The organism is Streptomyces luteolus (assembly GCF_029968015.1).
GTDB lineage: Bacteria > Actinomycetota > Actinomycetes > Streptomycetales > Streptomycetaceae > Streptomyces > Streptomyces luteolus.
This window is the reverse complement of sequence record NZ_JASCIS010000011.1, coordinates 1-12,154: the sequence shown is the minus strand read 5'-3', so window position 1 is coordinate 12,154 and position 12,154 is coordinate 1. Positions and strand designations below refer to the sequence as shown.

The window sequence follows — 12,154 nt, the reverse complement described above, 5'->3', positions numbered from 1 at the left end:
GTATCTATTCCGGGGAGCCCTCCCGGCCCGTCAACCGCTCCACCCCATCCCGCATATGCGCCTCAAGCAGCGTCAGCAGACGCGGCTCGTCCGCCGCGCGGAGCGCCTCGATCAGGGCGGCGTGCTCCTCGACCATGGCCTGCGGGTCGGGGTGGCGGTGGGTGAGGGCCGAGAGGCACATACGGGTCTCGACGAAGAGGGTCTCCGCGATCCGGGCGAGCCGGCGGCTGCCGGACTCGGCGACCAGGGTCTGGTGCCACTCCATGTCGGCGGCGCTCAGCCCGGTCATGTTTCCGCGCCGCGCCGCCGTCGCCATCGCCCGGTGGGCCTTGGCGAGGCGGTCGGCGGTGCGCTGCGGGTCCTGCCGCAGGACGAGACGGCAGGCCGCGGCTTCCATGGCGGAACGGGTGAAGTAGATGTCGCGTACGTCTTCCTCGTCGAGCTTCGTGACGAAGACGCCGCGGTGCGGCTCGCTCACCGCGATGCCCTGCTGCACGAGACGCTGCATCGCCTCCCGCAACGGCCCCCGGCTGACGCCGAGTTGGGCCGCAAGGTCGGCCTCGCCGAGCTGGTGTCCGGGCGGCAGGCTGCCGTCCATGATGGCCTGGGTGAGCTGGGACGCGATCGCGATGGCCGCGGGCTCCCGCTTCACGGGGCGCAGACTCTTCACTTCCGCCATATTCGGGTTGTCCTTGGTCGGGGCGCGGCCGGGCTCAGGCCACGCCGGTGGTGATACGGGGATGGTGCGAGAGCCCGAACAGGGCGCCGAGGCCCGTGCGCGGCTTCGCGTCGCCCGCCAGGCGCAGGCCCTCCCAGGCGGAGACCTGGTTCGCGGTCAGGACCGGCTTGCCGAGGGCCTGTTCGAGGTCGTCGAGGTAGGCGACGGTGTGCAGGGCGGTGTCCGGCAGGAGGACCGCCTCCGCGTCCGGGTGGTCGTTGGACAGGGCGAGGTCCAGGACCTGGTCGCGGGTGAGCGTGCCGACCTCGGCGGCCGTGATGATGCCGCGCCCGGAGACCTGGACGACTTCGGCCCCGGCGGCTTCGAGGAAGCGGACGAAGTAGCCGGCGACGTCGTCCGGGTAGGTCGCCGCGATCGCGAGCCTGCGCACGCCGAGCGCCTGGACGGCGTGGGCGAAGGCGAAGGACGTCGAGGAGGCGCGGCTCACGGGCAGTCCCGCCGCCTCGGCGAGTTCCTCGACCTGGCGGAGCGCGCCCTCGGGGCCGTAGATGAAACTGGCGCTGGTGCAGGCCCAGACGACGACGTCGGGGCTGTGCCGGGAGAGCTCGGTGAGGCCGTCGGCGAGGCGGTGGGTGGAGCCCATCTCCAGGAGGGCGTCCACGCGGTGCGCGTCCTCGCCCATGTCCGTGTGCACCAGGGGGAGTCGGGTGCCGTCGCCGAGCAGCGCTTCGAGGCGGGGGTAGTCGTCCTCGGCGGAGAAGCCCGGGTACAGAAATCCGACGCAGGTGGTCCGGTCAGGCATGGGTTCGATTTCCTTTCGCGCGGGAAGTTTAGCCCGCTGTCGACGAGACGACGAAAAGTTGTAGACATTCGACAATCCGCGGCCGGCCGAAATCGGGACCGGGCGGATCAGGGCAGGTCGTACGGCACGTCGTACGGCAGGTCGTACGGCAGGTCGTACGGCACGTCGTACGGCAGGTCGGAGGGCGCGTCCGACGCCGGCTCGGCGGGCGCTGCGGGGGCGGCCGCGCCGGGTCCGGCGGATGGGCGCGGAAGGGCCGCGACGCGCGCCTGCGGGTCGATCAGGGCCTGGTAGTCGCCGACGGGCCGGACGCCGATGCGGCGCAGCGCCGCCCACATCGTGACCTGGTTCGCGGAGAGCACCGGCATCCGCAGCTCGGCCTCCAGCTGCGGGATCACGTCGTAGGTGGGCAGGTTGGTGCAGCTGATGAAGAGCGCCTCGGCGCCGCCGAGCGTGACGTTGCGGGCCATGTCGACCACGTCGCGGTAGGGCACCGCCCAGATCTTCCGGGTCAGGCCCAGATACTCGCGGCCGGTGACCTCGATGCCGACCTGGTGCAGGAAGTCGGCGAGCGAGTCCGTCACCGAGCGGGTGTACGGGGTGATCACGGCGAGCCTGCGCACCCGCAGGTCGGCGAGCGCCTCCAGGAGCGCCCCGGACGTGGTGACCGCCGGGAGCCCGCCGGACGCGCTGCTCATCTGGGCGCACATGGCCTGTTCGCCGGCGAGCCCGGCGACGAAGCTGCCCGAGGTGCAGGCGTACGCGAGGGTGCGCGGCTCGACCTCCTGCAGGGCCGAGACCGCAGCGCGCAGTGTCTCGTGCTCACTGATGAGCCGGGCCATGTCGAGGCTGACCTCGACGGGGACGAACGGGGTACGGGTGATGTGCAGGGAGACCTCGTCCGGGACCCAGCGCCACAGCTCGCGGTCAGGCCCTGTCCTCAAACCCCCGTCGTCGCCCGAAGGGCGGCCCTGCGGCGTCTGGTGCGTGCTCTCGGTGTGCCGGGCGCAGGCCCTCGTAGCGGAGCTACTTGGGTCTTCGCCCGGTGCGGCGAGAGTGGGTGCCAGGCGTTGCGGGGCAGGCGGGGGTTTGAGGACAGGGCCTGGAGCGAAGTCGAACGGTGCGACGACGCCGACGCCGCACTGGGGCAGTGGACCGCCCAGGGTGGTGATGTCCAACGCGGTTCCCCTTCGACGCTGCACGCGCACGGGCACGGTCGGCCGTGCGCCCTGGTGGACATGAGTGGTGTTGTCGTGTGCACCCGTGCCGGGGAAGTCGCAGCGGGGGACGTGGGGGTGACCCGCGGGCTGCGCGGCCGTGGCGGTCTCCGGGCCCGGCGCGGCTGTTCGTGCGGCCACCGGCACGGTAGATTGTTGACAATCTAAAGATCTGCTGCCTAGCGTGTCAATCCCTGCTGAGGGCGTCGTATCGGGTGCCCTGGCGCCCTGGTCCGGCCCTGGCGCGCGGCCCCGGGAAGACGCTCCAACGGCCCCTGACGCGGCGCCAGGGCCGCACTGGGGCCGTTCGTACCGCGATCGAAGGGCGGCCTGCCGTATGACCGACAGCACCACTCCGCGCGTCCTGGTCCTCTCGGGTGAACCGCCGCCCGGCCTCGAACCGCTCGACGGCCGGGCCGAGCTGCGCCTCGTCACCGAGGACCGGCTCGCCGCCGAACTGCCCGCCGCGGACGCCCTGCTCGTCTGGGAGTTCGCCACCGACGCGCTGCCCGCCGCCTGGCCGCGCGCGGGCGGACCGCGCTGGGTGCACACGGCGAGCGCGGGCGTGGACCGGCTGATGTTCCCCGCCCTGGTCGACTCGGACACCGTCCTCACCAACGCGCGCGGCGTCTTCGAGCAGCCCATCGCGGAGTACGTCGCGGGCCAGATCCTCGCCCTCGCCAAGGACTTCGCGGGTACGTACGCCCGCCAGCGGGACCACGTCTGGCAGCACCGCGTCACCGAGCGGGTCGGCGGCACGCGCGCCGTGGTCGTCGGCGGCGGGCCCATCGGCCGGGCCACGGCACGCACGCTCGGCGCGCTCGGCCTGCGGGTCGCCCTGGTCGGCCGGACGGCCCGCGCGGACGACCCGGAGGTGGGCCGCGTGCACGGATTCGCCGAGCTCGACGCGCTGCTCCCGGAGGCCGACTGGGTGGTGAGCGCGGCGCCGCTGACCGAGCAGACCAGGGACATGTTCGACGCCCGCGCATTCGGCCTGATGAAGCGCGGGGCCCGCTTCCTGAACGTGGGGCGCGGCCCGCTCGTGGTCGAGGCGGACCTCCTGGAGGCGTTGCGCGCCGGGCAGTTGGGCGGCGCCGCGCTCGACGTGTTCCGCGAGGAGCCGCTGCCCGCCGACAGCCCCCTGTGGGACGCGCCGGGACTCCTGGTCTCGCCCCACATGGCGGCGGACACCACGACGTGGCTGGACGATCTGGCCGCGGTGTTCGTCGACAACTTCGGCCGCTGGCGCGCGGGCCGCCCGCTGCGCAACGTCGTCGACAAGAAGCTCGGTTACATCCCGTACGCCGCCCCTGCCGATGGAGTGTCCCGATGACGAACGTGCAGGAAGAAGCCCACGTGCCCGCCGGTTCGGTGACCGGACCGGCGGCGCTCACCGCGACCGAGCTGCTCGACCGGTACGCCTCCGGCGAGCTGTCCCCGGTGACCGCGACGGAGGCCGTGCTCGACCGGATCGCGGAGGTGGACCCGCGGGTCAACGCGTACTGCCTGGTCGACCGGGACGCGGCGCTCGCGCAGGCCGAGCAGAGCGCCGAGCGGTGGCGGCGCGGACAGCCGCAGGGACTGGTCGACGGCGTGCCCACGTCCATCAAGGACCTGTTCCTGACCCGGGGCTGGCCGACGCTGCGCGGTTCGCTCAGCATCGCCGCCGAGCAGGCCTGGCAGGCGGACGCGCCGTGTGTGGCACGCCTGCGGGAGCAGGGCGCGGTGTTCGTGGGGAAGACGACGACGCCGGAGTTCGGCTGGAAGGGCGTGACCGACAACCCGCTGACCGGCGTGACGCGCAACCCCTGGGACCCGAGCCGGACTTCGGGCGGTTCCTCGGGCGGCAGCGCCGCGGCGGTCGCGGCTGGGATGGGTCCGCTGTCGGTGGGCACGGACGGCGGTGGCTCGGTGCGCATCCCGGCGGCATTCTGCGGCGTCTTCGGCATGAAGCCGACGTACGGGCGGATCCCGATGTTCCCGGCGAGCCCGTTCGGGACGCTCGCGCACGCGGGCCCGATGACGCGGACCGTCGCGGACGCGGCGCTCCTGATGGACGTGGTGTGCGGGGCGGACAGCCGCGACTGGTCCGGGCTCGCCCTGCCCGAGGGGAGCTTCCGCGCGGCTCTTGAGGCCGACTCCCTCGCGGGCCTGCGCATCGCCTACGCGCCGACGCTCGCGGACGCCGAGGTCGACCCGCAGATCGCCGCGCGGGTGGCGCGGGTGGCGAAGCTGCTCGCCGGTCTCGGGGCCGAAGTCCTGGAGGCGGCACCGGAGTTCGAGGACCCGGTGGAGGCGTACCACACGCTGTGGTTCACCGGCGCGGCGAGGGTCGTGGAGCACCTCGGGCCCGAGCAGCGCGCCCGGCTCGACCCGGGCCTCCAGGAGATCGTCGCGGAGGGCGCGGAGAAGAGCGCGCTCGACTACCTGGGCGCGGTGGACACCCGGATGGCGCTCGGCGTCCTGATGGGCGCCTTCCACGAGACGTACGACCTGCTGCTCACGCCGGCCGTTCCGCGCACGGCGTTCGCGGCGGGTGTGGAGGTCCCCGAGGGCAGCGGGCTGGCGCGGTGGACCGGGTGGACGCCGTTCTCGTACCCGTTCAACCTGACCCAGCAGCCGGCGGCGAGCGTGCCGTGCGGGACGACGGACGAAGGGCTGCCGGTGGGCGCGCAGTTGGTGGCGGCGCGGCACGGGGACGCGTTGGTGCTCCGGGCCGCGCATCTGCTGCAGCGGGAGCTGCTGCGGGAGGGCGTGGTGAGCACGGACCCGGTGGGCTGACCCCCCGGGGCGTGTCCCCTCCGAGAAGTGATGACACAGTGAGACATCACAGGTGAAGGGGCGGGCCGTCCGGCCCGCCCCTTCACCTGTGCTCAGGCCCTGCGGAACTGCAGCGACTCGCCGAGCGCGCCCGCCCGCCACAGGTCCTGGCAGGCCTCCGCCATCGCGTCGAGGCCGTCGACGATCGTGCCCCAGACGATGCCGGGCACCCAGCCCTGGTCGCCGTTGATCAGGAGGTTGTTGCGCTCGTAGAACAGCGCGAGGTCGACGACCGTGCTGCGCTCGGCGTGCGCGGCCTGCCCGCCCTGCTGCTCGGCCGCCGCCTCGTACCCGTACGACGAGGTGTTCAACTGCGTGTCCGTGAACGTGAAGTAGCAGAGGTCGCCCGGGATCGGGGTGATCGTCGGGTTCTCCAGCGGGGGCTCCTGCGGGGCGAACGGGGGGACCAGGGTGTAGATCTCGTTGCGGGCGTACTTCGCGTGGTAGACGTCGCCGCCGAGCGGCAGCGCGTTCCACACGGCCTGGCAGGTGATCGGGGCCTTGTCGTCGAGGAGCAGGGCGGTGCAGGTGACGCCGCGCTTGGGCAGCGAGACCTCGATGTGGCGGGCCATGGGCTTGACTCTCCGATGCGGTGGGTACGGGCGGGGGCGTACGCGTAGGACAGGCTCAGCTCAGCGGCATGGCGAGATAGCGGGTCTCCAGGAACTCGTCGATACCGACGGTGCCGCCCTCGCGGCCGAGGCCCGACTGCTTGACCCCGCCGAACGGCGCCGCCGGGTTGGACACCACGCCCTTGTTGAGCCCGACCATGCCGGTGTCCAGGCGCTCGCCGAGCCGGAACGCCCGCTCCAGGCTCTGCGTGAAGACATAGCTGACCAGGCCGTACGGGGTGTCGTTGGCGGCGGCGACCACCTCGTCCTCGTCGGTGAACGTGAGGATCGGGGCCACGGGGCCGAAGACCTCCTGGTGCAGCATCGCCGCGTCGGCGGGGACGCCGGTCAGGACCGTCGGCCGGTAGAAGTACCCGTCGCCCGGGGCGTGTTCGCCGCCGACCAGGGTCTTCGCGCCGCGCCCGACGGCGTCCTCGACCAGCTCGTCGACCTTGCCGCGGCCGTCCGCGTCGATCAGCGGGCCGACGTCGACGCCCGGTTCGGTGCCTCGGCCCACGGTGAGGGCGCCCATGCGGGCGGCGAGGCACTCGGCGAAGGCCCCGGCGACGCTCTCGTGGACGTACAGGCGGTTGGCGGCCGTGCAGGCCTCGCCCATGTTGCGCATCTTCGCGGCGAGGGCGCCCTCCACCGCGCGGTCCAGGTCGGCGTCCTCGAAGACCAGGAACGGGGCGTTCCCGCCGAGCTCCAGGGAGACCCGCAGGACCTGCTCGGCCGACTGCTCAAGGAGCAGCCGCCCGACGGCCGTCGACCCCGTGAACGACAGCTTCCGGACGATCCCGCCGCGAAGCAGTGGCTCGACGACCTCACCCGGGCGGCTGGTCGTCAGGACGTTCAGCACACCGTCCGGCAGGCCCGCCTCGCGCAGGATCCCGGCGAGCGCGAGCAGCGACAGCGGGGTCTGCTCGGCGGGCTTGACGATCATCGTGCAGCCCGCGGCGACGGCCGGGCCGATCTTGCGCGTACCCATCGCGAGCGGGAAGTTCCACGGCGTGATCAGCAGCACCGGGCCCACCGGTCGGCGCATCACGACGAAGCGGTCCTTGCCGTCGGGCGAGGTCTGGTACCCGCCGTCGATCCGGACGGCCTCCTCGGCGAACCAGCGGAAGAACTCCGCCGCGTACCCCACCTCGCCCTTGGCCTCGGCCAGCGGCTTGCCCATCTCCAGGGTCATCAGGAGCGCGAGGTCGTCCCTGCGCTCAAGCAGCAGTTCGTAGGCCCTGCGCAGGATCTCGCCGCGCTCGCGCGGAGCCGTCGCCGCCCAGGCCTCCTGCGCCGCGCCCGCCGCCTCGGCCGCCGCGCGGGCGTCCTGCGCGTCCGCGTCCGCGACGGTGCGCAGCTCGCGGGCGAGCGCCGGGTCCTCCACCGGGAACCGGGCCCCGGAGGCGGCCGGGCGCCAGGCCCCGCCGATGAAGAGTCCGTCCGGCACGGCGTCGACGACGGCCCGCTCGTGTTCCGTCCAAGTGCTCACGCGTACTCCCGCTCAACTCGCCTATGGACAGCGTCTGAAATGGCATGCTTGCATGCGTGCAGGTTGTTGACAATCCTACGATGAATCGACAGTCCTGAGAACGCCCCGAGAGGCTCCCGCGCACGTCCCGGGAGTCCCTCGGGTGACCGAGAGCCGTGCCGTACGCGTCCGAGGAGACGTCCCATGAGTGCACTGTCCCCCGTCCTGAAGCAGGCAACGCAGGTCCTGGCCGTACGCGGCGAGGGTGTCCACCTCTACGACGAATCCGGGCGCGCCCACCTGGACTTCACCGCCGGAATCGGCGTCACCAGCACCGGGCACTGCCACCCGCGCGTGGTCGCCGCCGCGCAGGACCAGGTCGGCAAGCTGGTGCACGGCCAGTACACGACGGTCATGCACCAGCCGCTGCTGACCCTGACCGAGCGCCTCGGGGAGGTCCTGCCCGCCGGGATCGACTCGCTCTTCTACGTCAACTCCGGCTCCGAGGCCGTCGAGGCGGCCATGCGCCTGGCCAAGCAGGCCACCGGCCGGCCCAACATCGTCGCCTTCCAGGGCGGCTTCCACGGGCGCACGATGGCCGCCGCGTCGATGACGACCTCGGCCACCAAGTTCCGCTCCGGGTACGGCCCGCTGATGCCCGGCGTGGCCCTCGCCCCGTTCCCGAACGCCTTCCACTACGGCTGGGACGAGGAGACCGCGACCCGCTTCGCGCTGCGCGAGCTGGACCAGCTGCTCGCCACGGTCACGGCCCCCGCCGACACCGCCGCGTTCATCGTCGAACCGGTCCTCGGCGAGGGCGGGTACGTACCGGCCAACACCGCCTTCCTCCAGGGGCTCAGGGAGCGCGCCGACCGGCACGGCATCCTGCTGATCCTGGACGAGGTGCAGACCGGCTTCGGCCGTACCGGCAAGTTCTGGGGCCACGACCACTTCGGCGGCAGGCCCGACATCGTCGTCACCGCGAAGGGCCTGGCCAGCGGCTTCCCGCTGTCGGCGATCGCCGCCCCGGAAGCGCTGATGGCGAAGGCCTGGCCGGGCTCGCAGGGCGGTACGTACGGCGGGAACGCGGTCGCGTGCGCCGCCGCCATCGCCACGCTCGACGTCATCCAGGACGAGAAGCTCGTCGAGAACGCCGCCACGCGCGGCGCGCAGCTCTTCTCGGGCCTGCGCGAGGTCGCCGCGCGGCATGCGGCGGGCGAGGGCCGCGCCGGGATCGGCGACGTGCGCGGGCTCGGCCTGATGGCGGGCACCGAGTTCACCGACGCCGAGGGCGAGCCGGACGGCGCCACCGCCGCGAAGGTGCAAGCCGCCGCTGGCGAGCGCGGCCTGCTGCTGCTCACCTGCGGCACCCAGGGCCAGGTGGTCCGCATGATCCCGCCGCTCGTCGTGAACGAGGGCGAGGTCGCGGAGGGCCTGCGGCTGTGGACCCAGTCCGTGGACGCGGCCCTGGGCGGGTGAGGCCGCACTGACCCACTCCGCCGCCAATCCGCCCCGTACACCGAGGAGTTGAGCCCGCATGTCCCTCTCTGCCGAGCCGCGCACCGACAGCCCCGCACGGCGCACCCTGGCACGGCTGGAACGGGACCTGCGGGCCGCCGTCGTGAGCGGCGAGGTCGCCTTCGGGGCCCGCCGCCGCGCCGAGTACGCCCAGGACGCCTCCACCTACCGGCAGGTCCCGGCCGCCGTGGTGCTGCCCGGCTCCACCGACGAGCTGGTCGACACGCTCGCGGTCTGCCACCGGTACGGCATGGCCGTCACGCTGCGCGGCGCGGGCACCTCGATCGCCGGTCAGGCGGTCGGGGACGGCGTCGTCGTCGACACCTCGCGCCACCTCGGCGCCGTGCTCGACGTCGACCCCGAGGCCCGCACCGCGCGCGTGGAGCCCGGCGTGGTCCTCGACGACCTGCAGAAGGTGCTCCGCCCGTACGGCCTGCGGTTCGGGCCCGACCCGTCGACGCACGCCCGCTGCACCGTCGGCGGCATGATCGGCAACAACGCCTGCGGCACCCACTCCGTGGCCTGGGGCCGCACGGCGGACAACGTCGTCGAGCTCGACGTGGTGACGTACGACGGACACCGCATGGCCCTGCGCAAGCTAAGCGAGGACGAGCTGCTGCGGGTCATCGAGGCGGGCGGCCGGCGCGGCGAGATCCACGCCCGCCTGCGGGACCTGCGGGACGCCCATCTGGCCCTGCTCCGCACCGAGTTCGGGCGCTTCCGCCGCCAGGTGTCCGGCTACAGCCTGGAACACCTGCTGCCCGAGCGCGGCTTCGACCCGGCCGCCGTGCTCGTCGGTACGGAGGGCACCTGCGCGGTCGTCCTCGCCGCCACCGTCCGGCTCGTCCCGCTGCCCGCCCGCCGCACCCTCGTCGCCCTCGGCTTCGCCGACCTGCCCGCGGCGGGCGACGCGGCCCGGCACGTCCTGGAGCACCACCCGATCGCCTGCGAGGGGCTCGGCGGCGACCAGGTGGCGGCCCTGCGCCGCACCGTCCCCGACGCCGAACCGGAGAAGCTCCTGCCGGAGGGCCGGGGCTGGCTGCTCTGCGAGTTCGGGTACGCGGACGAAGCCCAAGGCCCTCTGGGGGACGAGGAGTTGGCGGCCGCCCTGCGCCGCGACACCGGCGCGATCGCCGTCCGCCTCGTCGCCGACCCCGCCGAGCAGGCCGCGCTCTGGCGGATCCGGGAGGACAGCTCGGGCCTCGCCACCCGCGCCCCGGACGGCTCGGAGGCCTGGCCCGGCTGGGAGGACTCCGCCGTCCCCGTCGAGCACCTCGGCGACTACCTGCGGGACCTGGAGGCCCTGCTCGCCCGGCACGGACTGCAGGGCACGCCGTACGGGCACTTCGGCGAGGGCTGCGTGCACATCAGGATCGACTTCGACCACTCGACGCCCGAAGGGCTGCGCACGTTCCGGCAGTTCATGACGGACGCGGCCCGGCTCGTCGCCTCGCACGGCGGCACCCTGTCCGGGGAGCACGGGGACGGGCAGGCCCGCGCCGAGTTCCTGCCGCTGGTCTACAGCCCCGAGGCGATGGCCGCGTTCTCCGACTTCAAGGACGTGTGGGACCCGGAGAACCGCCTCAACCCCGGCATCCTCGTCCACCCGCGCCCCGCCGACGAACGCCTCCGCATCCGCCCCGGGCACCGGCCGCAGCTGCCGCTCACCACGACACTCGCCCTCGCCGAGGACGACGGCGACCTGAGCCGCGCGCTGCGCCGCTGCGTCGGCATCGCCAAGTGCCGCACGTCGTCCGGCGGCGTGATGTGCCCGAGCTACCGCGCGACGCGCGACGAGAAGGACTCCACCCGCGGCCGCGCCCGCGTCCTGTACGAGATGGTGCAGGGCGACGTGGTCACGGCCGGCTGGCGCTCCAAGGAGGCACGGGAATCCCTCGACCTGTGCCTGTCCTGCAAGGGCTGCAAGAGCGACTGCCCGGTCGGCGTCGACATGGCCACATACAAGGCGGAGTTCCTGCACCACCACTACCGCGGCAGGCTGCGCCCCGTCACGCACTACTCCCTGGGCAGGCTCCCGCTGTGGGCCCGGCTGGCCGGGAAGGCGCCGCGCCTCGCGAACGCGGTGACGCAGAACCGGGCCGCGGCGGCCCTGCTCAAACGGGTGGGCGGGATCGCCCCGCAGCGCGCGGTGCCGCCGTTCGCGACACAGCGGTTCCGCCGCTGGTTCGAGTCCCGTCCCGCGCGGTCCTCGGAGGGGGAGCGGCAGCAGGTCCTGCTCTGGCCGGACACGTTCACGGAGTTCTTCACGCCCGAGGTCGGGCGGGCCGCGGTGGAGGTCCTGGAGAGCGCGGGCTTCGAGGTGCTCCTGCCTCCCGACCGGCTCTGCTGCGGCCTCACCTGGCTGACCACCGGCCAACTCGACGCCGCCCGCGCCAGGTTGAGCCGCACACTCGACGCCGTCGACCCGTATCTGCGGCGCGGGATCCCGCTGGTCGGCCTGGAGCCCAGCTGCACATCCCTGTTCCGCAGCGACGGTACGGAACTCCTCGCCGGGGACGAACGGGCCCGGCGCGCCGCCGAGCAGACCCTGACGTTCGCCGAGCTCCTGGACCGGCGCGCCCCCGACGCCCGGTTCGCCCGCCTGGACGCCACGGCCCTCACCCAGACCCACTGCCACCAGCACGCCACGCTCGGCAGCGCCGCCGACGACCGGGTCCTCGCCCGCGTCGGCGTCGACAGCGGCCGCCTCGACTCCGGCTGCTGCGGCCTGGCGGGCAACTTCGGCTTCGAGCGCGGGCACTACGACGTGTCGGTGCAGGTCGGAGAGCAGGCGCTGCTGCCCGCGCTGCGGTCGGCGCCGGACGAGACGGTGGTCTTGGCGGACGGGTTCAGTTGCCGTACGCAGATCTTGCAGTTGTCCGAGCGCCGGCCTCGGCACCTGGCGGAGCTATTGCGGGACGCGTTGCCGGGTGCGGGTTCGTAGGCTGGGGCGTTCTTTTCCCCTACCCGCCCCTTCCCGAAAGTCCTGCCGGACGGGCCTCCTCAATCGCCGGAGGGGCTCAAAAATGAGCCCCTCCG

Annotated in this window: 9 protein-coding genes; 4 read left to right on the top strand and 5 right to left on the bottom strand. The window is 73.4% G+C overall.

From position 1 onward, the window contains the following. Positions 1–4: 4 nt before the first annotated feature. From QIT00_RS12855 to QIT00_RS12845, 3 genes are all read right to left on the bottom strand, one after another. Positions 5–679 carry a GntR family transcriptional regulator gene (locus tag QIT00_RS12855; protein WP_282535347.1) on the bottom strand — a complete coding sequence of 225 codons (675 nt, stop codon included), beginning with the start codon at positions 677–679 and terminating at the stop codon, positions 5–7. Positions 680–713: 34 nt separating this feature from the next. Next, a complete protein-coding gene (locus QIT00_RS12850; protein ID WP_282535346.1) occupies positions 714–1,481 on the bottom strand; it encodes a maleate cis-trans isomerase family protein in 768 nt (255 codons plus the stop codon). Positions 1,482–1,588: 107 nt separating this feature from the next. After that, positions 1,589–2,425, bottom strand: coding sequence for a maleate cis-trans isomerase family protein (locus tag QIT00_RS12845; protein WP_282535345.1), 837 nt, complete (start codon positions 2,423–2,425; stop codon positions 1,589–1,591). A gap of 610 nt (positions 2,426–3,035) precedes the next feature. Here QIT00_RS12845 and QIT00_RS12840 point away from each other — a divergent pair. Together QIT00_RS12840 and QIT00_RS12835 are read left to right on the top strand one after the other, a co-directional pair. Next, the gene (locus QIT00_RS12840) at positions 3,036–4,031 is read left to right on the top strand and encodes a D-2-hydroxyacid dehydrogenase (protein ID WP_282535344.1); all 996 of its coding nucleotides are present in this window, start codon (positions 3,036–3,038) and stop codon (positions 4,029–4,031) included. After that, positions 4,028–5,479: an amidase gene (locus tag QIT00_RS12835; RefSeq protein WP_282535343.1), complete on the top strand. Its 1,452-nt coding sequence runs from the start codon at positions 4,028–4,030 to the stop codon at positions 5,477–5,479. Before QIT00_RS12840 ends, QIT00_RS12835 begins: the two co-directional genes overlap by 4 nt. 92 nt (positions 5,480–5,571) lie before the next feature. Here QIT00_RS12835 and QIT00_RS12830 read toward each other — a convergent pair whose 3' ends face one another. Beyond that, positions 5,572–6,090 (bottom strand): DUF3830 family protein, encoded by a 519-nt coding sequence (locus QIT00_RS12830; RefSeq protein WP_282535342.1) that lies wholly within the window; start codon positions 6,088–6,090, stop codon positions 5,572–5,574. Positions 6,091–6,145: 55 nt separating this feature from the next. Beyond that, positions 6,146–7,618 (bottom strand): NAD-dependent succinate-semialdehyde dehydrogenase, encoded by a 1,473-nt coding sequence (locus tag QIT00_RS12825; RefSeq protein WP_282535341.1) that lies wholly within the window; start codon positions 7,616–7,618, stop codon positions 6,146–6,148. Between the two features lie 183 nt (positions 7,619–7,801). On the opposite strand from QIT00_RS12825, the gene QIT00_RS12820 reads away from it, so the two are divergent. Both QIT00_RS12820 and QIT00_RS12815 read left to right on the top strand, forming a co-directional pair. Continuing rightward, a complete protein-coding gene (locus tag QIT00_RS12820) occupies positions 7,802–9,076 on the top strand; it encodes an aspartate aminotransferase family protein (protein ID WP_282535340.1) in 1,275 nt (424 codons plus the stop codon). Positions 9,077–9,134: 58 nt separating this feature from the next. Further along, entirely contained in the window at positions 9,135–12,059 is a 2,925-nt protein-coding gene (locus QIT00_RS12815; protein ID WP_282535339.1) for an FAD-binding and (Fe-S)-binding domain-containing protein, read from the top strand. Positions 12,060–12,154: the final 95 nt, after the last annotated feature.